Origin of the sequence: Nocardia terpenica, assembly GCF_013186535.1 — a bacterium.
Lineage (GTDB): Bacteria > Actinomycetota > Actinomycetes > Mycobacteriales > Mycobacteriaceae > Nocardia > Nocardia terpenica.
In genome coordinates this window covers 2,037,710-2,062,647 of the sequence record NZ_JABMCZ010000001.1, presented here as the reverse complement: position 1 = coordinate 2,062,647, position 24,938 = coordinate 2,037,710, and the positions used below count along the sequence as shown (strand labels likewise).

Annotated in this window: 22 protein-coding genes; 8 read left to right on the top strand and 14 right to left on the bottom strand. The window is 69.7% G+C overall.

Annotated elements, in window-relative coordinates:
• Positions 1–131 precede the first annotated feature (131 nt).
• Positions 132–1,229, top strand: coding sequence for a glycosyltransferase (locus HPY32_RS09545; RefSeq protein ID WP_082871585.1), 1,098 nt, complete (start codon positions 132–134; stop codon positions 1,227–1,229).
• Positions 1,219–2,355, top strand: coding sequence for a dTDP-4-amino-4,6-dideoxygalactose transaminase (rffA, locus tag HPY32_RS09540; protein WP_067591132.1), 1,137 nt, complete (start codon positions 1,219–1,221; stop codon positions 2,353–2,355). Before HPY32_RS09545 ends, rffA begins: the two co-directional genes overlap by 11 nt.
• A gap of 10 nt (positions 2,356–2,365) precedes the next feature.
• Here rffA and HPY32_RS09535 read toward each other — a convergent pair whose 3' ends face one another.
• From HPY32_RS09535 to HPY32_RS09525, 3 genes are all read right to left on the bottom strand, one after another.
• Positions 2,366–3,850 carry an alpha/beta hydrolase gene (locus HPY32_RS09535; protein WP_067591135.1) on the bottom strand — a complete coding sequence of 495 codons (1,485 nt, stop codon included), beginning with the start codon at positions 3,848–3,850 and terminating at the stop codon, positions 2,366–2,368.
• A 73-nt stretch (positions 3,851–3,923) separates the two neighbouring features.
• A complete protein-coding gene (locus tag HPY32_RS09530) occupies positions 3,924–4,442 on the bottom strand; it encodes a GNAT family N-acetyltransferase (RefSeq protein ID WP_067591138.1) in 519 nt (172 codons plus the stop codon).
• The gene (locus HPY32_RS09525) at positions 4,439–7,396 is read right to left on the bottom strand and encodes an AMP-binding protein (RefSeq protein ID WP_067591142.1); all 2,958 of its coding nucleotides are present in this window, start codon (positions 7,394–7,396) and stop codon (positions 4,439–4,441) included. The genes HPY32_RS09530 and HPY32_RS09525 overlap by 4 nt, the downstream gene beginning before the upstream one ends.
• 420 nt (positions 7,397–7,816) lie before the next feature.
• Here HPY32_RS09525 and HPY32_RS09520 point away from each other — a divergent pair, with 420 nt between their 5' ends.
• Genes HPY32_RS09520 through idi form a run of 4 tightly spaced genes read left to right on the top strand, consistent with a single transcriptional unit; the run spans position 7,817 to position 11,994 of the window.
• A complete protein-coding gene (locus HPY32_RS09520; protein WP_067591145.1) occupies positions 7,817–9,223 on the top strand; it encodes a family 2B encapsulin nanocompartment shell protein in 1,407 nt (468 codons plus the stop codon).
• 14 nt (positions 9,224–9,237) lie between these two features.
• Entirely contained in the window at positions 9,238–10,503 is a 1,266-nt protein-coding gene (locus HPY32_RS09515) for a family 2 encapsulin nanocompartment cargo protein terpene cyclase (RefSeq protein WP_067591148.1), read from the top strand.
• Between the two features lie 28 nt (positions 10,504–10,531).
• Positions 10,532–11,404: a geranyl diphosphate 2-C-methyltransferase gene (locus HPY32_RS09510; protein ID WP_067591151.1), complete on the top strand. Its 873-nt coding sequence runs from the start codon at positions 10,532–10,534 to the stop codon at positions 11,402–11,404.
• Positions 11,401–11,994, top strand: a complete 594-nt coding sequence (gene idi / locus HPY32_RS09505) for an isopentenyl-diphosphate Delta-isomerase (RefSeq protein WP_231951754.1) — start codon at positions 11,401–11,403, stop codon at positions 11,992–11,994. Before HPY32_RS09510 ends, idi begins: the two co-directional genes overlap by 4 nt.
• Here idi and HPY32_RS09500 read toward each other — a convergent pair.
• The 3 genes from HPY32_RS09500 to HPY32_RS09490 form a co-directional block, all read right to left on the bottom strand.
• On the bottom strand, positions 11,913–12,428 hold the full coding sequence (locus HPY32_RS09500; protein WP_067591154.1) for an RrF2 family transcriptional regulator: 516 nt from the start codon (positions 12,426–12,428) through the stop codon (positions 11,913–11,915). The genes idi and HPY32_RS09500 overlap by 82 nt on opposite strands.
• Before the next feature lie 52 nt (positions 12,429–12,480).
• Complete coding sequence (locus HPY32_RS09495) at positions 12,481–13,944, bottom strand: NCS1 family nucleobase:cation symporter-1 (protein ID WP_067591157.1); 1,464 nt, start codon at positions 13,942–13,944, stop codon at positions 12,481–12,483.
• 133 nt (positions 13,945–14,077) lie between these two features.
• Complete coding sequence (locus HPY32_RS09490) at positions 14,078–14,602, bottom strand: hypothetical protein (RefSeq protein ID WP_156674590.1); 525 nt, start codon at positions 14,600–14,602, stop codon at positions 14,078–14,080.
• A gap of 288 nt (positions 14,603–14,890) precedes the next feature.
• On the opposite strand from HPY32_RS09490, the gene ilvA reads away from it, so the two are divergent.
• Positions 14,891–16,120, top strand: a complete 1,230-nt coding sequence (gene ilvA / locus HPY32_RS09485) for a threonine ammonia-lyase (protein ID WP_067591163.1) — start codon at positions 14,891–14,893, stop codon at positions 16,118–16,120.
• Positions 16,121–16,267: 147 nt separating this feature from the next.
• On the opposite strand, the gene HPY32_RS09480 is transcribed toward ilvA, so the two are convergent.
• From HPY32_RS09480 to HPY32_RS09450, 7 genes are all read right to left on the bottom strand, one after another.
• On the bottom strand, positions 16,268–17,242 hold the full coding sequence (locus HPY32_RS09480; protein WP_067591166.1) for an ABC transporter substrate-binding protein: 975 nt from the start codon (positions 17,240–17,242) through the stop codon (positions 16,268–16,270).
• Between the two features lie 28 nt (positions 17,243–17,270).
• Positions 17,271–18,338: an ABC transporter permease gene (locus tag HPY32_RS09475; protein ID WP_082871587.1), complete on the bottom strand. Its 1,068-nt coding sequence runs from the start codon at positions 18,336–18,338 to the stop codon at positions 17,271–17,273.
• On the bottom strand, positions 18,335–19,096 hold the full coding sequence (locus tag HPY32_RS09470) for an ATP-binding cassette domain-containing protein (RefSeq protein ID WP_067591169.1): 762 nt from the start codon (positions 19,094–19,096) through the stop codon (positions 18,335–18,337). Before HPY32_RS09470 ends, HPY32_RS09475 begins: the two co-directional genes overlap by 4 nt.
• Positions 19,097–19,234: 138 nt before the next feature.
• Positions 19,235–19,558 carry a DMT family transporter gene (locus HPY32_RS09465; protein WP_067591172.1) on the bottom strand — a complete coding sequence of 108 codons (324 nt, stop codon included), beginning with the start codon at positions 19,556–19,558 and terminating at the stop codon, positions 19,235–19,237.
• A gap of 32 nt (positions 19,559–19,590) precedes the next feature.
• Positions 19,591–21,006, bottom strand: a complete 1,416-nt coding sequence (argH, locus tag HPY32_RS09460) for an argininosuccinate lyase (RefSeq protein ID WP_067591175.1) — start codon at positions 21,004–21,006, stop codon at positions 19,591–19,593.
• On the bottom strand, positions 21,003–21,905 hold the full coding sequence (locus tag HPY32_RS09455) for a class I SAM-dependent methyltransferase (RefSeq protein WP_067591178.1): 903 nt from the start codon (positions 21,903–21,905) through the stop codon (positions 21,003–21,005). Before HPY32_RS09455 ends, argH begins: the two co-directional genes overlap by 4 nt.
• Before the next feature lie 13 nt (positions 21,906–21,918).
• The gene (locus HPY32_RS09450) at positions 21,919–23,124 is read right to left on the bottom strand and encodes an argininosuccinate synthase (RefSeq protein ID WP_067591181.1); all 1,206 of its coding nucleotides are present in this window, start codon (positions 23,122–23,124) and stop codon (positions 21,919–21,921) included.
• A 259-nt stretch (positions 23,125–23,383) separates the two neighbouring features.
• On the opposite strand from HPY32_RS09450, the gene HPY32_RS09445 reads away from it, so the two are divergent.
• Complete coding sequence (locus tag HPY32_RS09445) at positions 23,384–23,530, top strand: hypothetical protein (protein WP_156674591.1); 147 nt, start codon at positions 23,384–23,386, stop codon at positions 23,528–23,530.
• Between the two features lie 90 nt (positions 23,531–23,620).
• Here HPY32_RS09445 and HPY32_RS09440 read toward each other — a convergent pair whose 3' ends face one another.
• Positions 23,621–24,634 (bottom strand): chitinase, encoded by a 1,014-nt coding sequence (locus HPY32_RS09440; RefSeq protein ID WP_197696565.1) that lies wholly within the window; start codon positions 24,632–24,634, stop codon positions 23,621–23,623.
• Between the last annotated feature and the right edge of the window lie 304 nt (positions 24,635–24,938).

Here is a 24,938-nt window from a genome sequence, read left to right as displayed (position 1 = left end):
CCCACGAGTTCCTGACCCTACTTCACAGCCTCCGAAACCGACCACCTGCACCGTGTTAGAGTTCACCCCGATCCGGGCTCCGGCAGGACACCAGGTCCGGTGCGCACCGTCTTCGAAAGTCGAACCAGCTGATGCCGATTCCCTCCGCTCGCTCGCACCACCGCATACCCGTCGCGCATGCGCGCGCGGGCGGGCACCCGGGCCGGGCGCACGCGGTCTCGGTGGTCGTGCCGGTGTATCGCGGCGAGGACACCATCGCCGGTCTCGTCGCCGAACTGCACGAGCTGTCGCGGCCCACCACCACGCCGGGCGGCACCGCCTTCGTCGTCGACGAGATCGTGCTCGTGCACGACCACGGCCCCGATCGTTCCGACCTGGTGCTGCAACGGCTCGACCGCGAATACGAGCAGGTCCGCGTGGTGTGGCTGAGTCGCAACTTCGGTCAGGACGCCGCCACCATCGCCGGGATGGCCGCCGCGCGCGGCGAGTGGATCGTGACCATGGACGAGGACGGGCAGCACGATCCCGGATTCATCGGCACGTTCATCGATACCGCGCTGTCGCAGCGGGCCGATCTGGTGTATTCCAAGCCGACCAACACCCGCCCGCACGGCGTGCTGCGCAACCTCACCTCGCGCGGGTCGAAGGTCGTGCTGGCCACGCTGTTCGCCTTCCCGGATTCGACCCGGTTCGAGAGCTACCGGCTGATCCGCGGCGATATCGGGCGCCAGCTGGCCGAGGTCGCCTCCAACGGCGTGTATCTGGACGTGGCGCTGACCTGGGTGGTCGACAACACCGCGCAGGCGCCGGTACTGCTGCGCGCCGAGGGCCGGGAGAACTCCGGGTACAACTACCGGCGGCTGTTCTCGCTGTTCTGGAAGATGGTGCTGTGCAGCGGAACTCGCGGCCTGCGGGTGGTGAGCATGCTGGGCGTCACGCTGGCGGCCAGCGGCCTGGTGTACGCGGCGATCATCGTGTGGCAGAAGATGTTCGGGCACGGCGACAACCCCGAGGGCTGGGCCTCCACCATCGTGGTGCTGCTGCTGGTCTCGGGCGCGATCCTGTTCTCGCTGGGGCTGATCGCGGAGTATCTCGGTGTGGCGCTGCATATTCTGGTGGGCAAACCCCTGTATCTGACGGTAGATTCGCCCACGCCGCGCCCCGACGCCGAGACGCCGGCACTGACCACGTCCGCAGCGATCGGGGGGAACAACCCGGGTGAGTACTGACCGCATCATCTTCAGCCGCCCCCACCGCGCCGCCGGGGAGCTCGCGAATCTGGAGGCGGTGCTGGCCTCCGATCACAGCCACGGCGACGGACCCTTCACCGCGGCGGCCACCGCGAAGCTGAAGGCGATCACCGGCGCGCCCTACGCGCTGCTGACCACCTCGTGCACGCACGCGCTGGAGATGGCCGGGCTGCTGCTGGAACTCGGCCCGGACGACGAGGTGATCGTCCCGAGTTTCGCGTTCACCTCGACCGCGACCGCCATGGCGCTGCGCGGGGCCACCTGCGTGTTCGTGGACATCGACGAGCGCGGCAATATCGATCCGGAGTCGGTGGCGGCGGCGATCACTCCCCGCACCAAGGCGATCGCGCTCATCCACTACGGCGGCGTGGCCGCGGAGATGGACCGGCTGCAGGAGATCGCCGACGCGCACGGCATCGCGATCGTGGAGGACACCGCGCACGCGCTCGGCGCCACCTGGCGCGGGCGGCCGCTGGGCAGCATCGGCACGGCCGGGGCGCTGAGTTTCCACGACACCAAGAACATTCACTGCGGCGAGGGCGGCGCGCTGCTGCTGAACGACGAAATCCTCATGGCGCGTGCGGAAATCATCCGGGAGAAGGGCACCGACCGGGCCCGCTTCCTGCGCGGCGCGGTGGACAAGTACTCCTGGCAGGACATCGGATCCAGTTATCTGCCCAGCGAATTGAACGCCGCGGTGCTGGATGCCCAACTGGCCGAGTTCGATACGATCCAGGCCGGGCGGTTCCGGGTGTGGAACGCCTACGCCGCCGGGCTGCCGGATTGGGCGCGCCGCAACGACATTCGCCTCATGCAGGTTCCGCCGGATCGCGAGCACACCGCCCACCTGTACTACCTGCGCACGCCGACCGAGGACCGCCGCGACGATCTCATCGCGCACCTGCGCGAGCGGGGCATCTCGGCCCCGTTCCACTATGTGCCCCTGGATTCCAGCCCCGCGGGCCTGAAACTGGGCCGCACCCCGCACCCGTGCGTGCGCACCGCCGAATTCTCCGGCACCCTGGTCCGCCTGCCGCTGTGGCCGGGCCTGAGCGATGCCCAGGTCCAGCGCGTCCTCGAGGCGGTCACCGCCTTCGAGGTGTGAGCCTCGAAAGTCAGTCCGGCAGCACCGTTCCCGGGGCGGGGAGAGTGCCGTCGATCAGGTAGCGGGTGATGGCGTCTCGGGTCTGGCCGGGGATCAGGAACGAGGTGTGGCCGTCGCCGTTTCGGGTCAGCAGGACCGCGTTGGGGATCTCGGTGGACAGGAGTTGGGCCCAGCCGTAGAAGGTGGACGGGTCGTGGGTGGCGTTGATCAGGAGCGGTGTGATCGTCGGTTTCGCGAGTGCGGTGTGCGGTGGGTTGCTGAAAGCGCCCGGCCAGCCTTGGCATTGGGCCAGGTAGCCGTAGGACTGGCCCGCGCCCAGGGTGTCGGGGGCGATGGTTTCGCCGAGGATCTGCTCGGTTTTGAACGCGGCGTAGGTGTCGTAGTCGGCGCGGAATTCGGCGCAGCCGACGGCCTGTCCGGCATTGCCGGTCTCGGTGGCCGCCTGGGGTGACAGGCCGCTGGCGTCGCCGGGGCGTGCCTGATCCAGGTGCGTGGCCAGGCCCGCCCATCCGGTTCCGGACGCGGACCGCGCGGGCTTGAACAGCAGGCCGTCCTGGATCTGCGACAGCAGGTCGCCCGCGCCGACCTGGGGGGCGCACTGGTGGGAGGCCGCGCAGCCGGGTGCGGGGAGCGGGGCCTGCCGGGCGCGGGTCGCCAGGTCGTGGACGACGGCGACGGCATCGTCGGTGCCCAGGGCGCAGTCGGTCGCGCCGCGACACCAGTCGGCGAAGCGGTGCAGGCTGTCCTCGAACGCCTCGGCCTCGTACACGTGCATGGAGCTGGGTGGCAGCGAATGCACCAGGGCGCCGTCCAGGGCGAGGGCGCGGCTGCCGGTCGGGAACAGGCGCGCGTACTCGAATCCGATCTCGGTGCCGTAGGACAGCCCGAGATAGTTCAGCGGGCCCGCGTCGAGGCGCTGCCGGATCACGTCCAGGTCCCGGGCCACCGCGACGGTGTCCACGTGATCGAGCAGCGGGCCGGTGCGGGTGCGGCAACTGTCGCCGTAGGCCCGATTCGCCGCGACCATGGCCCGATAGGCGGCCTCGTCGGCGGGGAAGATGTCGGTGAGCTTGTTCTGCAGGTCGGGATCGCAGCGCACCGCGGGGCGGCTGGTGCCGATGCCGCGGGGATCGAGCCCGACGAGGTCGAACCGGGCCCGCAATTCCGGCGGGAACAATGCGCCGGGGTGGGTGCTTTCGCCCGCGACGAGCTCGGTCCCCACCCCGCCCGGCCCGCCCGGATTGACGACCAGGGCGCCGATCCGGTGACTCGGGTCCGAGGCGGGCAGCCGATCGATCCCGACCGTGATCTTGTCGCCGTCGGGCTTGTCCCAGTCCAGCGGGACCTCGATATCCGCGCACTGGACGAGCGTGCCGTACGCGGGCGGGCACGCCTTCCACGCGATCGGCGGCGCGGCGGGGGTGGTGCTCTTGGAGCCGGATCCGCAGGCCGCGCAGACCGCCGCCAGCAGCGCCACGGACAGGATCGACCTCACGAGTCGCGTTGTTCGCACCGATCGAGCGTAGAACCCGCACGGTCATAACACATCCGGGACATCCCCGATCTTGTTATTCGGGGGTTCGCGGTAGCTCGCGGCGCATACAGGCGCGCGGCCAGGCGTCCAGGCCGTGCGCGGCCTCGGCGGCGCGCGCGGCACGCAGGCCGGGTGTCTCCTGTGCGACGGGCAGCCGGTGGAAGCCGAGGCGCTCGTAATACGGTCCGTTCCAGGGGACTTCGGTGAACGTCGTCAGGGTCAGCGCCGCAATCCCGCGCGCGACGGCCCATTCCGCGGCGTACTCGATGAGGTCGCGACCCAGCCGCCTGCCCGCGTGATCGGGATGCACCGACACCTGGTCGATGTGGGCGTTGCCGTCGACCACGTCGAGGATGAGGTAGGCGATCGGAGTGTCGGTCGCGTCGGCGATCACCCAGGCGCGGCCGTCGTCGGCGAAGGCCCGCAGCTGCTCGATCGAGGGCGGCTCGTCCTCGGCGACCGACGACATTCCGATGTCGGCGAACGGTTTTCCCGCCGCCCGCTCCAATTCGCGCAGACCCGGCAGGTCGGCCTCGCGTGCCGGGCGGATCACCGCGTGGTCCGGCGGAGCAGTTGGTCGAGCACCTCGGGAGTCAGCGGCTCGTAGGTCTCGGTGGTGCGGTCGAAGTACCAGGTCTTCTCGCCGGGCTGCAGGCGGACCGCGGCCTGGACGGCGCGGGTGGAGGGGCGGTAGGTGGAACTGCGCGGAATCTCGTCCACCACGTACACCAGGTCGGGGCGCTGGGCCGGATCGAGGGCGCGCAGGCCCTCGGTGACGTCCTTGGGCTCGAGCCGGTAGCCCCGGCGGAGGCTGACCGCGGCGACCGCCAGGGTCGTGCCACCGGCGGGCAGGCCGAACGCCACCTCCAGGTCGACCGCGGTGATGTCGTTGAGCGCGTCCACGATCGGCTGCGTGTAGACCGGGCCGTGCGGGGTCTGGATCACCGTGTCGCGGCGGTCCATCAGCCAGTAGTCGCCGTCGCCGTCGCGGCGGAACAGGTTCTCGGTGGGCATCCAGGCATCGCCCGGCGTGAACACCCCGCGCAGGCCGCCGAGGGAGATGTCGACGGTCTCCGACGCCTTGCCGATCAGCAGGCCCACCTCGTTGTCGGCGGCGCGGCGCGCGAAACCCTGTGCGTCGGTACGGATCTCGCCGGTCACCGAATCGTAGGCGATGAGCTCCACCCTGGCGGTGCCGGGCACCGGGCGGCCCTTGCAGCCGGTCTTCGAGCCGGACACGTTGGCCAGCACCACATCTCCCTCGATGGAGGCGTAGAACTCCAGAACCCGTGCGGGAGCGAACCTTTCGGTGGTGCGCCGCCACAGCCCGGCGGGCATGCCGGACCCGATGAACAGCCGGATCGGATGCGGGCGCCCGTCGGGGAAGGAGTCGGCGTCGAGGATGTCGCGCATCATCGTCCACGTGTAGGTGACGACGGTGACGCCGTAGCGGTGCACCTCCTCGGCGAACCGCGCCGGATCCAGCGAGCGCGCCAGCGCGATCCGGCTGCCGCCCGCCACCGCGCCGCCCAGGCTCACCAACAGCCCGGACGAATGATGCAGCGGCGCAAGGCAATACACGGTGTCGCGGCGATCCAGGTCGGCGGCGGTCGCGGTGCCGAACGCCGACAGCGCCCAGCGGTGGTTGGTGATGTATTTGATGTCGAGCTTGTCGCCGGTGCCGGTGACGAGCACGAACGCCAGTTCGCGCGCCAGGCCCGGATTCGGCCGGTACCAGCCGGGCAGGCGCACCTGTTCCGGATCGATCTGCTCGAGGTCGACCACCTCGCCGTCGTGCGGCAGGTCCAGGCCGCGCGCGTCGCCACCGCCGAGCACCAGCACCCGGGCGCCGGTGGCGGCCGCGTCCCGCAGATTCTCCGGATCGGCGACGAGGGTGCGGGCGCCGGTTATTTCCATCGCTCGTTGTAGTTCGCCTCCCGGCGCGAGCAGCACGGCGACCGCGCCGATCCGCGACAGCGCCGCCACCGCGACCAGCGCGCTGGGCCGGGTCTCCATGAGCACCCCGACCCGGGCGGCCGGGCGCACGCCCTCGGAGACGAGCCCGCGGACCACGTTGTCGATGCGCACGTTCATCGCGGCATTGGTGTGCACGCGGTCGTCGAACAGGAAGCACTCCCGCAGCGGCGCCCGCCGCGCCTGCTCGTCGAGCAAGCGCCCCAACGAGATTCGGGTGTGCGACTGAATCATGCCCAGCCGGGTCAGGCGGGGCAGCGCGCGGGCCGCCTCGCCGGTCAGCTCCACCGAGCCGCGCAGCGTGCTGCCCGCGATGTCGGTGAGCGCCTGGCCGATCCCGGCGCCGGCCTCGGCGAGCGCGGCGGCGGTGTGCACGACGCGGGTGGCGGCCGTGCGCCGGCGGGCGGCGTCGGCGGGCTCGTCCATCGGCTCGATACCCTCGGGCCGCTCGCCCCCGCCACCGATCCAGCGGATCCAGTCGCGCACCAGCGGCCAGGTCCGCGTGGTGGCCGTGCTGCCCGCGACCAGGCCGAAATGGCCCGCCATCAGGCTGGCCTCGTAGACGTCGGCGTTCGGCGCGGCCCGCACGATGCCGCGCACCGCGACCGGCTGCCCGATGTCGTCCACCTCGCCGACGAACGCCAGGATCGGGCACCTCAGCTCCGCCAGCGACACCGGCTGATCGCGAATCACGAACCCGCCCAGCATCATCCGGTTGTGCGCGACGAACTGCTTGAGCAGGTCGGCGGCGGCCGGACCGGCGTAGCCGACGAAGCCGTCCTGCTGGAGGAAGCGGCGCTGCCGCTCCTTGGGCAGCAGCGCCTCGCGGTCGTGCAGCTGGCGCAGGAAGTCGACGCGGGCCTTGGCGGTCTTGACCGGATCCAGCATTTGAAAGCCGATGCGCACCATGGAGTCGGTGATCGGCAGCCGGTTGAGCACGTGATCGGCCACGAAATCGGCGACGTCGGACACCAGGCCCTGCGGCAGCCCGAACGGCAGTCCGGCGACGATGTCGACCGGGCTGCCGAAGGTCACGATGCTCGCCACGCCCTTGCCGAAGCGGTAGGCGGTGGTCTGGTAGGCGAACATGCCGCCCTGCGAATATCCCATCAGGTGCACGCCGCGCCCGGTCAGCTCGGTGACGGTATCGATGGCGCTGGACAGGGCCAGCACGTGGTCGGCCAGGTCGCGCTTCCAGCCGCCCTCTTCCGTGGCGGGAGAGCCGAAATCGATGACCCAGCAGTCGATCCCGGCGCGCTGCAGGATGCCCACCGCACCGCCTTCGGCGTTCACGTCGTAGATGTCGGCGCTCACCATGAGCGGCGGCACGAACAGCGCGACGGGGCGGCCCGGGGTGGTGTCGTCGGGGAAGTAGTGCCGCAGCCGGTACATCCGCTTGCGCTCGGTGACCTCGTACGGGGAGGACTCGACGTCGTGGGTCAGCCCGCCGAACCGGATCACTTCCAGCCCGTTCTGCGCGGTTGCCAGCAACCGCTGCACCGACCCCACCACGGTCCTCGTATCGAACTTCACGGTAGCTCCCAGCCCTCAACCCAGCGCGTGACACCCACCACAGACCCCTGCGGGTGCTGTCGAGCTTGCCACATCCCCAGCCTAACGCGACGCCCTGTGACGTGTCGCATGCGCGCACCGGAGTTTCGGCAACCGACCGGCAATCCAGAGCGTAGGATCCGACGGGCACAACCGCCCTTGGATCTGTCCACACCCCGAATCGTTGCGAAGTCGTGACAGCTCAACGGATTTCACCACCAGTTTCCCCGATTCCACCACGACGCGCATTCCGGGTGCCCTAGCATATTCGCCGGAACGCACTGTCGCGCTTGCCAATTCGCTCATGTCTCGATCGCAGGCTTATTTCTGCATGCCTGCCGCACAGCTGTCAGCATTCGCCACCCCGACTCGGCGGTGGCCGTCTCCACGTGAGGACGCAGCATGACGATCGACCTTCCACCCCAGATCGAAAACCATGTTCGTAAGAGCCTTTCCACCGGCGCCGCGCGCAATCTGGCGCACACCACCAAGTCCGAGCCGCAGATGCAGGGCATCACCTCCCGGTGGCTGACCCGCAGGCTGCCGTGGACCGAGGTCAGAGGCGGTGTGTACCGGGTCAATCGGCGACTGACCTACACCCTCGGCAACGGTGAGATCGAGTTCGACGTCGACGGCCCGCAGGCCCGCGTCATCCCGGTCGAGCTGCGCGAGCTGTCGCAGCTGCGGGACATGGAGGACGAGGACATCCTGGGCGCCCTCGCCGGAAGTTTCGAACAGCGCGACCTCGACCCCGGCGAGATCGTCGCCGAATTCGGCAACCCGATGGATCAGCTGGTCCTGGTCGTGCACGGCAAGCTCAGCAAGCTCGGCACGGGCGAGTACGGCGAGACCCTCGGGCTGGGCGTGCTGGCCGGTGGCATGCACGCCGGTGATCGCATGCTGGTCGACCGGGACGCCATCTGGCCGTTCACCGTGCGGACCCTCACCCCGACGACGCTGCTGGTGCTGTCCCGGGCCGGGCTGGAACGCGTGCTGGACCAGGCGCCGGCCCTGCGCGAGCATCTGGACCGCGTCGCCGCCGGGCCCGCCCGCCCGCAGACCAAGCACGGCGAGGCCGAGATCGACATTGCCTCCGGGCACTCCGGCGAGCCGCTGATCCAGGGCACCTTCGTCGACTACGAGGCCAACCCCCGCGAGTACGAACTCAGCCTCGGGCAGAGCGTGCTGCGCATCCACACCCGCGTCGCGGACCTGTTCAACGAGCCGCACAACCAGATCGAACAGCAGCTGCGGCTGACCATCGAGGCCCTCTACGAACGCCGCGAACACGACCTGGTGAACAACACCGACTTCGGGCTGCTGCACAACTGCGATCTCAAGCAGCGGATCCACACCGAGACCGGCGCGCCCACCCCGGACGACATGGACGAGCTGCTGAGCATGCGGCGCAGCACGAAACTGTTTCTGGCGCACCCGAAGGCGATCGCCGCGTTCGGGCGCGAATGCAGCAAACGCGGGCTGTACCCCGATCCGGTCGAGGTCGACGGGAGCCGCGTCCCGGCCTGGCGCGGGGTGCCGATCTTCCCGTGCAGCAAGATCCCGGTCAGCGACACCCAGACCACCTCGATCCTGGCCATGCGCACCGGCGAGCAGGACCAGGGCGTAATCGGCCTGCACCAGACCGGAATTCCGGACGAATACGAGCCCAGCCTCAACGTCCGCTTCAAGGGCATCGACGACCAGTCGATCATCTCCTACCTGATCAGCTGCTACTACTCCGCCGCCGTGCTGGTCCCCGACGCGCTGGGCATTCTCGACAACGTCCTCGTCGCCCGGCACTCCGACTGACCGGAAGGGCAACCATGTCGGTGCTGTCCCGCGTCGCGGCGCCACCGGCCACCGATGACGTGGCCGATGTGATCGCGGCGCTGCTGACCAATCTCGAGGGCGCGCCCGCCCCCGAGCTGTCGCTGTCGACCGAGGCGGAAGCCGCTGTCCCCCGGTTCGATTCGAACCTGCTGTCGGGAATGGTCGCGCGCGCCGTGCCCCGGCGACTATTAGGTCCGGTGGGGCTCGGCGCGGCGAGCCTGCTGGTGGAACCGCCCGGCGGCGCGCGCGAGTCGCCCGCGGCCGCGACCGGCTCGGCGATTCCGCCGCTGTACTGCCCGCCGCCGGTCCGGGACGACCCGGCCCTGGCCGAGGCCGTCAACGCGGGAATCATCTCCTGGGCCCAGGCCATCGGGCTCTACGAGGGGCGCCTGGACGAGCTGCACCGGGCCGACTTCGGTCGGCTGATCATGCTCGCCCATCCCGACTGCGACGACCCCGACCGGCTGCTGGCCGCGGCGAAATGCGCCGTGTCGGAGTGGTCGGTGGACGACTACTACTGCGAGGAGGACGCCGACGACCGCGCACCCGACGGCAGCCCCTCCAGCGCCGAGGCCGAGCTCGGCCCGCGGCTCGAATTGGCCATGGCCGCCATCGATCCGGTGCATCTGCCGGACCGCTACCAGGTCCAGCTCGAACGGGCGCTGGACGCCGATCCGATCCTGCGGGCCTTCCGCACCTCCTTCGATCATCTGGCGCACTACGCCACGCCCGCCCAGCTGGCGCGGCTGCGCACCGAGATCGGCGGCTGGTTCATCGCGCTCGGCGCGGAGGCGGGCTGGCGGGCGGCGGGCCGGATGCCGCCGGTGTGGGAGTACCTGACCAACCGGCAACCGCACAGTTTCCTGCCGTGCATGGCCCCTATCGACGCCGTCGGCGGCTACGAGCTCGGGGCCGCCGACTACACCGATCCCGCGGTGCGCCGGGTGGTCACGACGGCGGCGCTGGCCGCGCAGATGGTCAACGACCTGTACTCGATGGCACGCGAAGACCTGTCCGGCGGACGGGAATTCAACCTGCCCACCGTCCTGGCGGCGGAGGAGAACTGCTCGCGCCGGGAGGCGGTGGGGCACACCGCCGCGGTCCACGACGAGCTGGTGCACCGCTTCGAACGCGAGGCCACGGTGCTGGCGGCGACCGCGAGCCCGCAGCTGCGCCGCTTCCTCGCCGGGCTGTGGGCCTGGATGGGCGGCAACCGCGCCTGGCACGCGGACAGCCGCCGATATCGCGAAACCGAGTGACACCCTTCGAGCGAGAGGATGATCCGTCATGACCACGCTGGACTCCCCTACCGACAGCGTTCTGCGCACCAGCTATCAGCGCTCCGTGGCGGCCTACTGGAACGACAACCCCAACGACGACCGCGTCAATACCAAGCTGGGCGAGGTCGACGGCCTGTACCACCACCACTACGGCATCGGCGAACCCGACCTCTCGGTGCTCGAGGGCCCCGCCGACACCCGCGAGGACCGCATCGTCCGCGAACTGCACCGGCTCGAGACCGCGCAGGCCGACCTGTTGCTCGACCACCTCGGTCCGGTCACCGCGGGCGATCGGCTGCTGGACGCCGGATCCGGCCGCGGCGGAACGAGTTTCATGGCCAACGAGCGGTTCGGCTGCCAGGTGGACGGCGTCACGATCTCGGAGTACCAGGCGGGTTTCGCCAACGATCAGGCCCGCGAGCGCGGCGTGGCCGAGCGGGTGCGGTTCCACTTCCGCAATATGCTCGACACCGGCTTCGACTCCGGCAGCCGGCGCGGGATCTGGACCAACGAGACCACCATGTACGTCGACCTGTTCGACCTGTTCGCCGAGTTCGCCCGGGTGCTGGCGCCGGGCGGCCGGTACGTGTGCATCACCGGCTGCTCCAACGACGTCACCGGCGGCCGCTCGGCGGCGGTGAGCTGGATCGACGCCCACTACGGCTGCATGATCCATCCGCGCGGCGAGTATTTCCGCGCCCTGGCCGCACACAACCTGGTACCGATCGCCGTCGTGGACCTCACCCCCGCCACCATCCCCTACTGGGAACTGCGCACCCACTCCGAACTCGCCACCGGCGTGGAGAAACCGTTCCTGTCCTCCTATCGGGACGGAAGTTTCCAGTATCTGTTGATCGCCGCCGATAAAGTGGGGTCGTGAGCGCCGACTGCGATACGCCCCCCTCCGGCCGTGAGGCCCTGCTCGTGGAACTGGTCGACGAACAGGGCCACCCGATCGGATCGTGCACGGTGTCCGAGGCACACACCGCGCCCGGACACCTGCACCGCGCCTTCTCGGTGCTGCTGTACGACGACGAGGGGCGCGTGCTGCTGCAGCAGCGCGCCTCGGTCAAGACCCGGTTCCCGCTGCGGTGGTCCAACGCCTGCTGCGGGCATCCCGCGCCGGGCCAGTCCGTCGCGGCCGCGGCGGCCGTGCGGCTGGCCGAGGAGCTCGGGGTGGAGGCCGACCCGGCCGACCTCACCGAGGTCGGCGTCTACCGGTACCGCGCCGAGGATCCGGCGACCGGGCGGGTCGAATCCGAGTGGGATCACGTGCTGATCGGTCGCTTCGAAGGCGTTCCGCCGCAGCCCGATCCGGGCGAGATCGACGGCCACGCCTGGGTGCGCCCGCAGGCGCTCACCGAGGCGCTGGCCGCCGCTCCCGCCGACTACACGCCCTGGCTGGCCGGTGTGCTCGCCGCCGCCGAGCAGGGCAGGGCCAGCGGGCTGGCGCCGATCGTCAGCGACTGATCGCCGGGCGGCGCCAGCAGCACGTCGATCACATGCCGGTCGATCAGGTCGCTGAGCGTGTATTTGTCCAGTTCCTGGTAGAACGCCTCCTGCGCGTCGGCCAGCGCGTGCCGCCACCGGCACGCGCCCGCCAGCGGGCACGGCTGGTCCCCGTGGCAATCGACGACCGCGGAACCACCCTCGAGCTCGCGCACGATCCCGCCGACCGAGGCCGAACGCCCCCGCTCGGTGAGCACGATTCCCCCGGCTCTGCCGCGCTGCGCGGCGATCAGGCCGAGGTCCGACAATTTGGTCACCGCCTTGGCGACATAGTGTTCCGAGGCGTTGATCTGTCTGGCAATGAGCTTGGTGGTAACGCGTTCGTCACCGCTCCGGCTGACCGCGAGACGCATCATCGCGCGAAGGCCGAGATCGGTAAACCGGGAGAGCTGCATACCCCCACGCTACTTATTTCCGACTGGAATGAGCGTGATTCTCGGCTGTGAGTCACCTACGAACTCGATAACGGCCCGCCAACGACCGATGGACGATGAGGCCCAGGCCACAGCCGATGAACCAGCTGTATTGCGCGGCCGTATACATGCCGGGCACCCGCGTGGCGAGCACCGGAATCACCGCCACCACCGCGCCGACGACGGTCGCGACGATCGCCGCCGGGTTGAATCCCCGCCGATACCAGTAGCTTCCGCGCTCGGACCGGGTGAACAGGTCGTCGACGACGATGCGCCGCCCGCGCACCAGGTAGTAGTCGGCGATGAGCACCCCGAACAGCGGGCCGATGAACGCGCCCAGCACCTCCAGCGTGTAGTGGATGACCTGCGGGTTGTTGTACAGATTCCACGGCGTGATCAGCACCGATCCGACCGCGGCGAGCATGCCGCCGGCGCGCCAGCCGATCTGCTGCGGGCGCACGTTCGAGAAGTCGAAGGCCGGGGAGATGAAGTTGGCGACGATATTGATGCCGACGGTCGCGACGGTGAAGGTCAACGCGCCCAACACGATCGCGAAGGTGTTGTCGATGCGGGCCACGGTCTGCACCGGATCGGTGATCAGCGTGCCGTAGACGGGCACGGTCAGCGCGGCGGTGATGACGACCAGCAGCGAGAACATGAGAAAGTTCACAGGCAGCCCCAGCAGGTTGCCGCGCCGCACCGCGCGCATCGATCGGGCGTAGCGGGAGAAGTCGCCGAAGTTCAGCATCGGCCCCGAGAAGTACGACACCACAAGCGCGATCGCGCCCAGCATGACCGGTATCGAGTCCACTCCCGAGTACCGCACCCGGCCCAGATTCAGGTCGATCGCACCCCACCCGGCCTTCGCGATCAGGTACCCGCACAGCGCGAACATCACGACATACACTGCGGGACCGCAGAAGTCGATGAACCGCCGGATCGACTCCATGCCGCGCCAGAACACGCACGCCTGCACCGCCCACAGCAGCAGGTATCCGCCCCAGCCCAGCAGCGACAGCCCCAGGAAGCCGTAGTCGCCGACCACCGCGTACCGGGCCAGGCCCGGAAACAGTTTCACCGCGACGACGATCAGCGCGGCCGAGGCCAGATAGGTCTGAATGCCGTACCACGCCACCGCGATCAGGCCGCGGATGATCGCGGGGATGTTCGCGCCCAGCACGCCGAACGCGCTGCGGCACACCACCGGATACGGCACCCCGGCCCGCTGGCTGGGCGCGGCCACCAGATTGCACAGGCCGTAGACGATGCCGATCCCGATCACCAGGGCCAGCAGCACCTGCCAGCTGGCCAGGCCGAGGGCGAACAGGCTGCCCGCGGTGACGTAGCCGCCGACGCTGTGCACGTCCGACATCCAGAAGGCGACGATATTGTATGTGCCCCACCGCTGTTCGCGCAGCGGGGCCAGATCGGCGTTCGTCAGGCGCGGGTCGTAGCCGGTGGCCCGCGCCGCGGTGGCCGGGGGAATGGTCTCGGTCATGGTGCGTCCGATCCGAATTCGTGACAGAAGCACCGACGCTACGATCCGGCCATTGCCCGGGCATTGCCCGTTTATTGCCCCGATATTGCGCACAACATATATCGTTCCGAGCGGTACGGAATTGTGCGGGAGGCTATTCGAACATCGTACCGAGAATGCGGCCGGTGCCCGTCCGCACGCCCGCGCCCAGGCAGCCGCCGACGGTCTCCGGGGTGACCATGTCGTAGGCGACCGTGATCCGGACGCGGCGGCCGCGGCCCAGCCCGTCGGTCACCTCGAGTGTGCCGGTCGTCGGCTGCGCCATCGCCACCGGCCACGGGCCCGCCACCGTGCTGGTCTCGCCGTCGGACCAGGTGATGGCGAGGGTGATCGGGCCGTCGGCCGGGTGCATGCAGTCCGACCACGCGGTGTGCACGCCGGTGAAGGTCCCGCCGGTGATGCCGGGGACCACCCCCGCGCAGTCGCGCAGCGTCCCGGCCGAGGTGAAGGTCAGCCACTGCGGGGTCATGGTGATCGCCCCGTCGGCGGCCGTCCAGCGGAATTCGCCGCCGTCGCATCGGCCGAGCGGTTCCGCGGCCGCCGGGCCCGACCCGCTCATCGCCGCACCCGCCAGCAGCGCGATCACCGGCAGCGCCGCCATCCTGCCGAACCTCGTCATGGCCTCACCTTTCGGTCGCCCACGGATGAAGCACGATCATGTGATCGCTACTCTCCCACCCCACCCGGCAGCCGCGGCGTTCCGGCCGCGTGTCCGCCTCCGGCATTACCGCGGGCTCCGCGCGTCGGCCCCGGCACACACGCCCGATGCTCCGGCCTCCGATGCTGTCGGTGATCCGGGCTCGCGGCTGGGCAAAGTGCGCAGCGGGGCGTGATCTACCGGGCGGTAGTTGCGCAGCCCGCCGGGGCCGCGACGCTCGGGCTTCTCGGGCAGGACTTGTCTGGCAGCATGGCCGCCATGGAGTTGATCGGGCCGGATCGTCTCGAGGCCGCCGCGAAGCTGTTGGAGCCGGTGATCCGGCGGACGCCGCTGGTGGCGTCGCGGGTGCTGTCGGAGCGCACCGGATTCGAGGTGCGGCTCAAGTGCGAGAACCTGCAGCGCACCGGATCGTTCAAGCCGCGCGGCGCCTACAACCGCATCGCGAACCTCCCCGAACGCGACCGGAAGCGCGGCGTGGTGGCCGCCAGCGCCGGCAACCACGCCCAGGGAGTCGCCTGGGCCGCAAGCAGTCTCGGCATCGACTCGACGGTGTTCATGCCGGTCGGCGCGTCGCTGCCGAAGCTGGTGGCCACCAGGTCGTACGGGGCGACGGTGTACCAGGTGGGCGAGACGATCGAGCAATCCCTCGGCGCGGCACTGGAATTCGCCGAGCGGACCGGCGCGACGCTGATCCATCCGTTCGACCATCCCGATATCGTCGCCGGGCAGGCCACGGCCGCACTGGAACTGCTGGAGCAGCAGCCCGACGTCGGCACCGTGCTGGTGCCCACCGGCGGCGGCGGGCTGCTGGCCGGGGTGGCGATCGCGCTGCACCACCTGGCCCCGCGGGTACGGGTGGTGGGCGTGCAGGCGGCGCAGGCGGCGGCTTGGCCGGGGTCGCTGGCCGCGGGCAAACCCGTTGCGCTGGACCGGATGTCGACGATGGCCGACGGCATCGCGGTCGGGCTGCCCGGCGCGGTGCCGTTCGCGCACGTGGCCGAGTACGCCACGCACGTGGTCACCGTCGACGAGGACGCGCTGTCCAGCGCGCTGCTGCTGTGCATGGAGCGGGCCAAGCTGATCGTGGAACCCGCGGGCGCGGCGGCGGTCGCGGCGCTGATGACGCTGTCCCCGGAGCAACTGGGCCTCGAGGGCCCGGTGTGCGCGATCCTGTCCGGCGGCAATGTCGACCCGCTGCTGCTGACCCGGCTGATCGGGCACGGCCTGGGCGCGGCGGGCCGCTATCTGGTGCTGCGCGTGACGATTTCGGATCGACCGGGCAGCCTGGGCCGCCTGCTGGCCGAGATCGGCCGCACCGGCGCGAGCGTCTTCGAGATCAACCACTCCCGCACCGGCGCCTGGCTGGCCGTCGACGAGGCCGAGGTCGCCCTCACCCTGGAAACCCGCGGCCCCACCCACCGCGAGGACGTCCTGGACGCCCTGCGCGAGGCGGGATACGTTGTGCGGGTTCAGGAATGAGCGCTACCTAGTCCGACGCCGCTCCCCCGGGCCCGGCGCCGCTCCCCCAGATCCCGACGCAGCCCACCCCCAGATCCCGACGCAGCCCACCCCCAGATCCCGACGCAGCCCACCCCCAGATCCCGGCATGCTTTTGGCCGGGACCCCTCAGCACTTGCTCTTATAGAAATACCGCGAATTCGCATCCATATCGGCCTGCGTAATAGCGATCATGTCGGTCTGAATAGTGCGGGTCACCGGCTTCCCCTCGATCGCGGCCGCCGCCTCGTCCACCCCCTGCGCCCCGATCTTGGCCGGATCCTGCGCGATCAGCGCCTGCACCGTGCCCGCCTTCAGGTCCTCGACCTGCTTGGGGCTGGCGTCGAACCCGACCAGCTTCACCTGGCCCAGCTTGCCCGCGTTGCGCAGTCCGGTGGCGGCGCCCTCGGCCGAGCTCAGGTTGGTGGCGAAGATACCGGCCAGGTCCGGATGCGCGGCCAGGGTCGCGGTCACGATGGAGGCGGCCTGCGCGGCGTCGTTGTTGTTGTACTGCACGCCGAGCGAGCTCATGCCGGGGTGGCTCTTCAGCTCGTCCTCGAAGCCCTGGGCGCGCTGATCGGTGGTGGACGTTCCGGCCTTGGTGTTGATGACCAGCACCGGGCCGGTGTTGTTCACCAGCTTGGCCAGCGTCTGCGCCGCCAACTGCCCGCCCTTGGCATTGTCGGAGGAGATCGACGACAGCGCGACGGAGGTGTCGTCGAGGTGGGTGTCGACCTCGACCACCTTGATGCCGGAGTCCTTGGCCTGCTTCATCGGAGCGGCCATGGCGGTGGCGTGGGTCGGGGCGATCAGGATGGCGCCCGGCTTGGTGGCGATCACGCCCGAGACGATCGGCGTCTGCAGCGAGGCGTCGAACTGGGTGGGCGCCTGGGTCTGCAGCTGATAGCCCAGCTTCTTCGCCTCGTCCTGCGCGCCGCACTGCATGGAGATGTAGAACGGCTCGTTGGCGACGCCCGGTATGAGCACGATCTTCTTGTCGTCCGCGCTGCCGGTGTTGCCCACCTTGCCGCCGCAGCCCGCCAGCACCGCCGCGGCGGTGATCAGCACGCCGACCGTCACGGCGGCGCGTCCACCACTTCTCATCTCCGCCTCACCTTCGAAAGGTCCTGTGTTACTTCCGGTCTCGTGACCGCCGCCGCAGCTGGTCGAACCAGACGGCCGCCACCAGCACGACGCTCACCGCGATCGGCTGCCAGAACACCGGCACGCCCACGATGACGAATCCCTTGCGCAGCACCGACGGGATGAACACCCCGATCACGGTGCCCAGCACCGACCCGGTGCCGCCGAACAGACTGGTGCCACCGATCACGACACCCGCGATGGCGTCGAGATTGTCGGTGGTGTGCCCGCCGATGGTGGTGGTGCCGAAGTACGCGAGGTTCATGAAACCCGCCAGCCCCGAGAGCAATCCGGCCATCAGGTAGACCAGGACCAGGTGCCGGGTGACGCCGATGCCGGAGCGGCGGGCGGCCTCGGCGCTGGAGCCGATGGCATAGGTGTAGCGGCCGAATCGGGTGGTGTGCAGCAGCCAGGCGCCGATCAGCGTGACCACCGCGGCGACCAGCACCAGATTCGGGATGCCGCCGAACAGGGTGCCGAAACCCAGTGAGTCGCGCAGCTTTTCCGGCACCGTGCGGGTGTCGACGCCGCCGGTGATGAGCTGGGCGGCGCCCAGGGCCGCGCCGAACGAGCCGAGGGTGACGATCAGCGGCGGAATCTTGGCCTTGGCCACCAGGATTCCGTTGATCAGGCCCCAGAGCGCCCCGCCCGCAATCGATCCCAGGAATCCGACCGCGACGATGCCCCAGCCGGCGTGCGTGGCGTCCTGGCCCGGGCTGAGCCACTCCATGATCTTCGACCCGATCACGCCGGAGAAGATGAGCACCATCCCGACCGACAGATCGATGCCGGAGGTGATGATCACGAACGTCATGCCGATGGACAGCACCAGCAGCACCGAGGTCTCGATCAGCAGCGTCTGCAGGGTGAACCGGGTCGGGAAGGCGTCCGGCCGCGCGATGCTGAACGCGATGTAGAGCAGCACCAGCACCGCCCCGATCCACACCGTGCTCGCCCCCGTGAGGCGTTGCAGGAGGGTGCGTTTCGGCAGCGCGGGGATGTCGGTGCCGTTGACGGCGCGTTCGGCCGCGACGGGTTCGTCGGTCTGTTCGGTCATGCGGCGTCCTCGGTGGTGAGAGCGCCGGTCATCGCGCCCACGAGTTGTTCCAGCGTCGCGTCGGAGGTGAGGCGGGCGACCCGGCGGCCGAGGCGCAGCACCTCGATGCGGTCGGCGACCGCCAGCACCTCGGGCATATTGTGGCTGATGAGGACCACCGCTATGCCCTGTTCGCGGACGCGGCGGATCACCTCCAGCACCCGTTCGCGCTGCACCACGCCCAGGGCCGCGGTCGGCTCGTCCATGAACACCACCTTGCTGGCCCACAGCACCGCGCGCGCCACCGCCACCGTCTGCCGCTGGCCGCCGGAAAGCGCCCCGATCGGGACGTCGGCGCGCGGCAGCGTCACCCCCAGGCGCCGGAAGTGCTCGGCCGCCTGGGTTCTCATGGCCTTGCGGTCGAGCATCCCGAGCCGACCGGCGAGGCCGCGGCGGAACAGTTCCCGCCCGAGGAACAGATTGGCGGCCGGATCGAGATCGGGGGCGACGGCCAGGTCCTGATACACCGTCTCCACGCCCAGCCGCCGCGCGGCGGTCGGCGAGACCATCCGCACCGGCTCGCCGTCGAGCAGGATGCGCCCGCCGTCGGGCTGTTCGGCGCCCGAGAGGCATTTCACCAGTGTGGATTTCCCGGCCCCGTTGTCCCCGATGAGCGCGACGACCTCGCCCGCGTACACCTGGAAGTTGGCCCCCCGCAACGCTTCCACGCCGCCGTAGCGTTTGACCAGCCCCTCGGCTTCCAACACCACGGAAGGCATCTGCTTCTCACCCCGGCTACCTCGACAGAACGGACGCCTCGTCCGCTTCGGCCGATCGTAGTTTCGCGCGCGACGCGCCGGGGCGGATTCGGCGAAGATCATCTCCGCCGTGCAGGAATCCCCATCGGCGCGGGCCGCTCAGTGGGCTCCGCCGAGCTCGAGCGCCAGCACGCCCAAGATCACCAGGCCGATCCCCCCGACCTGCACCAGGGTCAACTTCTCCCCCAGGAACAACGCCCCGATGGTCGCCACCGCCGCCACCCCGATCGCCGACCACACGCCGTAGGCGACGCCGATCGACATTCCCCGCTTCAGCGCCTGCGACAGGAAATAAAACGCCGCCCCGTACCCGATCACGACGATGACCGACGGCACCGCCTTAGAGAACCCCTCGGACACCTTCAGCGATACCGTCGCCGTCACCTCGGACACGATCGCCAACCCCAGCAGCAGCAATGTCATTGCCGCAGAATAACCATCGTCGATGAGCGGCCCTACCGCGCGCGGGCCTCGGCCGCCGCCGCGCGGACCTCGTCGAGCTGCTTGGCCACCTGCACCCCGGCGGTGCCGCCGCGGGCGTTGCGGGAGGCGATGGAGCCCTCGACGGTGAGCACCTCGCGGACGGCGGGGGTCAGCGCCGGGTCGACGGCCGCGAATTCGGCGTCGGTGAGCTCGTCCAGGCCGACGCCGCGGGCCTCGGCGGCGCGCACGCACGCACCGGCGGCCTCGTGCGCGACGCGGAACGGAACACCCTGGCGGACCAGCCATTCGGCGATATCGGTGGCGAGGGTGTACCCGGCGGGGGCCAGGGCGGCCATCCGGTCGGTGTGGAAGGTGAGGGTCGCGACCAGACCGGCGATGGCGGGCAGCAGCAGCTCCAGCTGGGCCACCGAGTCGAACAGCGGCTCCTTGTCCTCCTGCAGGTCGCGGTTGTAGGCCAGCGGCTGCGCCTTGAGGGTGGCCAGCAGGCCGGTGAGGTTGCCGATCAGGCGGCCCGCCTTGCCGCGGGTCAGCTCCGAGACGTCCGGGTTCTTCTTCTGCGGCATGATCGACGAGCCGGTGGACCAGGCGTCGGCGAGCGTGACGTAGCCGAATTCCGGTGTGCTCCAGATGATCACCTCCTCGGCCATGCGCGACAGGTCGACCGCGATCATGGCGAACACGAAGGCGGCCTCGGCGGCGAAGTCGCGGGCGGAGGTGGCGTCGATCGAATTGGCCGCGGCCGCATCGAAATCCAGGTCGGCCGCGATGGCCTCCGGATCCAGGCCCAGCGAGGAGCCCGCCAGCGCGCCGGAACCGTAGGGCGACACCGCGGCCCGCTTGTCGAAGTCGCGCAGCCGGTCGATATCGCGCAGCAGCGGATGCGCGTGCGCGAGCAGATGATGCGCCAGCAGCACCGGCTGCGCCGCCTGCAGATGGGTCTTGCCCGGCATGACCGCGTCCGGATGCGCGGCCGCCTGGGCGACCAGCGCGTCCACCACGTCCAGCACCCCGGCCGCCACGCGCCGCGCCGCGTCCCGCAGCCACATCCGGAACAGCGTGGCGACCTGGTCGTTGCGGGAGCGGCCCGCCCGCAGCCGCCCGCCCAGTTCGGCGCCGACCCGCTCGATCAGCCCGCGCTCCAGCGCGCCGTGCACGTCCTCGTCGGCGTCCTCGGGCCCGAACGCGCCCGAATCCACGTCCGCGGCAAGGCGATCCAGCCCGGCGAGCATGTCCGACAGGTCGCCGTCCGACAGCAGCCCGGCCTTGTGCAGCACCCGGGCGTGCGCCTTGGACGCGCGAATGTCGTAGGGAGCCAACGCCCAGTCGAAGTGGGTCGACTTGCTCAGCGCCGCCATCGCCGCGGCGGGACCGGACGCGAATCGCCCGCCCCACAGCGCGCCCTGATTGGTGCTGCCGCCCTGGCTCATCGGTCGTCTTCTCCTCGCGTCGCGGTCATCAGAATGTGTCGGTTCAGTTCGGGCACAGCCGTTTCGGGCACCTCGCGGCCGTGCCCGGTCAGCACGGCCACGGCGTCACCCGGCGTCACGGTCCAGCCGTGCTCGGCGAACCATTCGCGCGGATCGGCGCGGCCCTCGGTGGGGTACCACAGGCTCTCCGCGTCGACCCGGATCCCGGCCTGTGCCAGGATGTCCGCCCGCGCGGCCCTGGTCTCCGCCGTCGCGTACCGCTGCCCCAGCCCGAGGTTCAGCGCGATCCGGCTGCGGGGCGCGCTGGCGGCCACGATGTTCTCGAACAGCAGGTCCTGCGCCTGATGCGGCAGGTAGCGCAGCAGGCCCTCGGCCAGCCAGGCCGTCGGCGCGGCGGGGTCGAAACCGCTGTCCCGCAATGCCTTCGGCCAGTCCTGGCGCAGGTCCACCGCCACCTCGCGGCGGTCGGCGGCCGGGACGTCGTCGGCGAGGACCGTGGCCTTGAACTCCAGCACCTTGGGCTGATCGAGCTCGAAAATCACGGTGCCCGAAGGCCATTCGAGCCGATAGGCGCGCGCGTCCAGCCCGGCCGCCAGGATCACGATCTGCCGGATGCCGTCGGCGGCCGCCGCCCGGAAGTAATCGTCGAAATAGACGGTGCGCGCGGTCATGAAGCTGCCCACCGGCCCGTACACGCTGCTGTGGGCCTGCGCCGCGGTCACCTCGCCCCGGGCGAGGCGACTCCATCCCGACCCGACGGCGTCCACCAGCTTCTGCGCGTACGGGTCCTGGAACAGCGCGTCCGGGCGGCGGGTTTCCGCCGCCCGCATGGCCGCCACGCCGACGGCGGTGGCGCCCACACTCTCGGTGATGTCCCAGCTGTCGTCGTCGGTTCGCATGCCCCGCAGGCTACTAGTTCTTCTTCCCCAGGTCCCGGCGCGCGGCAACCTTGGACGACAGGCCGTGGATCTGCACGAAGCCCTTGGCCAGCGACTGGTCGAAGGTGTCGCCCTCGTCGTAGGTGGCCAGGTTGAAGTCGTACAGCGACTCCTCGCTGCGGCGGCCGTTGACGACCACGTTGCCGCCGTGCAGCACCATCCGGATCTCGCCGGACACGTGCTCCTGGGTGGACTGCACGAACGCGTCCAGCGCCCGCTTCAGCGGGGAGAACCACAGGCCGTCGTAGACCAGCTCGCCCCAGCGCTGCTCGACCTGCCGCTTGTACCGGCCGAGTTCGCGCTCGATGGTGACGGCCTCCAGCTCCTGATGCGCGGCGATGAGGGCGATGGCGCCCGGCGCCTCGTAGATCTCGCGGCTCTTGATGCCGACCAGCCGGTCCTCGACCATGTCGAGGCGGCCCACGCCCTGCCGTCCGGCCCGCGTGTTCAGCTCGGTGATGGCCTCGAGCACGCTCACCGGGCGGCCGTCGATGGCGATCGGGACGCCCTTGTCGAAGGTGACGATGAGCTCGTCGGGGGCCTCGAAGTTGACCGTGGGGTCGACGGTGTAGTCGTAGACGTCCTTGGTCGGCGCGTTCCACAGGTCCTCGAGGAAGCCGGTCTCGACCGCGCGGCCCCACAGGTTCTGGTCGATGGAGAACGGCGACTTCTTGGAGACGGTGATCGGGAGACGGTTCTCCTCGGCGAAGACGATGGCCTTCTCGCGGGTCCAGGCATAGTCGCGGACCGGCGCGATCACCTTCAGGTCGGGGGCGAGCGCGCCGATGCCGACCTCGAAGCGGACCTGGTCGTTGCCCTTGCCGGTGCAACCGTGCGCGACGGTGTCGGCGTTGTGGTACTCGGCGGCGTCGACCAGATGCTTGACGATGAGCGGGCGGCTGATGGCCGAGACCAGCGGGTAGCGGCCCATGTAGAGGGCGTTGGCCTGCACGGTCGGCAGGCAGTACTGATCGGCGAACTCGTCGCGGGCGTCCACCACGATCGCCTCGACGGCGCCGCAGTCCAGGGCGCGCTGGCGCACGACGTTCATGTCCTCGCCGCCCTGCCCCAGGTCGATCGCGACCGCGACCACCTCGGCGCCGGTCTCCTTGCCGATCCAGCTGATGGCGACGGAGGTGTCCAACCCGCCGGAGTAGGCGAGTACGACGCGTTCGGCCATGTCTGTAGCTCCTCAACGTGTGGTGATGTGTCGGTGCGCGTCCCCGCAGCCCGTTCCAAATGATTATGCATGACGATGCAAGCTCATTCATAACCGGGGGAAGCGATCTGCGGCGCCGTAAGGGGTGGGCACACCCGGAAATCTGGACAATTGCCGCGAAACCCCAAGGGGGTCAACGATATTGCGGCGTTTCCAGCGGGCAGATGTGGGAGCCTTGAAGGATCAGGCATGTGGGCGACGACCAAGGACGGGGTATTCGATGTACGGAACCTACTTCGGCACGATCGGCCAAGACGTGCTGTCCATCGCGCAGTCGTTCATCCAGCTCATCTCCGACATCATCGGCATGGGCAGCGGAGGTGGCGGCGGCGGGGCGTATCCGCCGGGGCAGTATCCGCTGGGTTGAGCGCAGTGCTGTGCACCCGTCCCGGGGAGAACGGGTGCACAGCCGTGAGCGGGGTGGGCTCGCCGCGCTTCGGGCCCATCCCGCCCCGTCCTATTGCCTCCCCGCGGCGGAGAACGCCTTGGAGAACGCCCACGGGTCCTGGGGCACGCCCGAGCAGGACGGCGAGGCGGCCATGCCGCTGGGGCACTGCTTGTCGCGTCCGGCCGACCACATCGAGGTCCAGGCCAGGCCGTGCGAGCTCGCGAAACCGGCCACGGTCGCCGCGTCGTCGAGGGTGAAGGTCTCACCGGCCACGTCGTTGACGCCGATCATCGGGGTCATCGCGATCTCGGCCCAGGCGTCGGAGGTGCCGAGCACCTGCGCCACCTGCGCCTGCGACGCGGTCGCCGCCTGGGTGGCGTAGGCGCCCATATCGCCGGTGTAGCCGCCGCCGTAATCCATCGTCATGATGTTCACGGCGGTGAACTTGACGCCGTTGCTCACCGCGTCGCTCAGCAGATTCACCCCGTCCTGGGTCAATCCCTCGGGCATGACCGGCAGCGTGAACGACACCTGCAGGCCGGGATAATCCCGCTGCATCTGCGCGATGGCCTGGTTGCGTTTGGTGTTCGACGCCTGATCGGCGACGGCCGCGCCCTCGATATCGAAGTCGAGCGACTGCACGCCGGTCGAGGTGATCACCTTTTCGTAGGCCGCCTTCAGGTCGGCCACCGAACCGCACGACTGGGCCAGTTCGATACCGGCCTCGCCACCGAACGAGATTCGCACATCACCGCCGGCCGCGCGCAGCGCGCCGATTTGATTCGCGGTCGGGTTCTGCCCCAGATCGGTGGTGCCGCCCCATTTCGGATCGCACTGGCCGCCCTCGATGATGAAGGCCAGATTGAAATGGTTGACCCCGCTCGCCGAGGACGCGGCCAGCAGATCGAAGGCCGGGTACATCGAGGTGTCGGCATAGGGCGAGAACGCGGCCGCGGTAGCTCGCTGCGGCGGGGGCGATACGCCGGGTGGGCTCGCGACGGATTCTTTCGCGACGCCACCCAGCACGGTCGCGACGGCGACCGAAGAAACGAACAACAATATCCGCAGAGACGACTTGAACACGTGGTTTCCCCTCATCAGGCGTGTATAACCAGGGCCCTCGTGCGCTAGCGACGCAGTGAAAATAGCATCTCGGTATTGCCGCGGAACGGCGTTTGCGGACGTTTCGGAAAACTTACAAGCGAACGGGATCGCAGGGCTGGACATTCGATCCGAAACAAATACGCGGAGGCAAATTTTGCTGTTCTTCCGCGCTGTGGAAATGCGCATCGCGGCTGCTCGATTTACGGGATGAAACGAGCACCACGAGCACATACCGCGCATTTTTATCGAGTAATGCGCAGCGGGGGGCGAGAATGCGCAATTC

Excerpts from the sequence above, each read along its gene's own strand:
- HPY32_RS09545 (WP_082871585.1), top strand. The coding sequence starts at position 132 with ATGCCGATTCCCTCCGCTCGCTCGCACCACCGCATACCCGTCGCGCAT.
- HPY32_RS09520 (WP_067591145.1), top strand. The coding sequence starts at position 7,817 with ATGACGATCGACCTTCCACCCCAGATCGAAAACCATGTTCGTAAGAGC.
- HPY32_RS09515 (WP_067591148.1), top strand. The coding sequence starts at position 9,238 with ATGTCGGTGCTGTCCCGCGTCGCGGCGCCACCGGCCACCGATGACGTG.
- HPY32_RS09510 (WP_067591151.1), top strand. The coding sequence starts at position 10,532 with ATGACCACGCTGGACTCCCCTACCGACAGCGTTCTGCGCACCAGCTAT.
- HPY32_RS09500 (WP_067591154.1), bottom strand. The coding sequence starts at position 12,428 with ATGCAGCTCTCCCGGTTTACCGATCTCGGCCTTCGCGCGATGATGCGT.
- HPY32_RS09495 (WP_067591157.1), bottom strand. The coding sequence starts at position 13,944 with ATGACCGAGACCATTCCCCCGGCCACCGCGGCGCGGGCCACCGGCTAC.
- HPY32_RS09490 (WP_156674590.1), bottom strand. The coding sequence starts at position 14,602 with ATGACGAGGTTCGGCAGGATGGCGGCGCTGCCGGTGATCGCGCTGCTG.
- ilvA (WP_067591163.1), top strand. The coding sequence starts at position 14,891 with ATGGCCGCCATGGAGTTGATCGGGCCGGATCGTCTCGAGGCCGCCGCG.
- HPY32_RS09480 (WP_067591166.1), bottom strand. The coding sequence starts at position 17,242 with ATGAGAAGTGGTGGACGCGCCGCCGTGACGGTCGGCGTGCTGATCACC.
- HPY32_RS09475 (WP_082871587.1), bottom strand. The coding sequence starts at position 18,338 with ATGACCGAACAGACCGACGAACCCGTCGCGGCCGAACGCGCCGTCAAC.
- HPY32_RS09470 (WP_067591169.1), bottom strand. The coding sequence starts at position 19,096 with ATGCCTTCCGTGGTGTTGGAAGCCGAGGGGCTGGTCAAACGCTACGGC.
- HPY32_RS09465 (WP_067591172.1), bottom strand. The coding sequence starts at position 19,558 with ATGACATTGCTGCTGCTGGGGTTGGCGATCGTGTCCGAGGTGACGGCG.
- argH (WP_067591175.1), bottom strand. The coding sequence starts at position 21,006 with ATGAGCCAGGGCGGCAGCACCAATCAGGGCGCGCTGTGGGGCGGGCGA.
- HPY32_RS09455 (WP_067591178.1), bottom strand. The coding sequence starts at position 21,905 with ATGCGAACCGACGACGACAGCTGGGACATCACCGAGAGTGTGGGCGCC.
- HPY32_RS09450 (WP_067591181.1), bottom strand. The coding sequence starts at position 23,124 with ATGGCCGAACGCGTCGTACTCGCCTACTCCGGCGGGTTGGACACCTCC.
- HPY32_RS09445 (WP_156674591.1), top strand. The coding sequence starts at position 23,384 with ATGTACGGAACCTACTTCGGCACGATCGGCCAAGACGTGCTGTCCATC.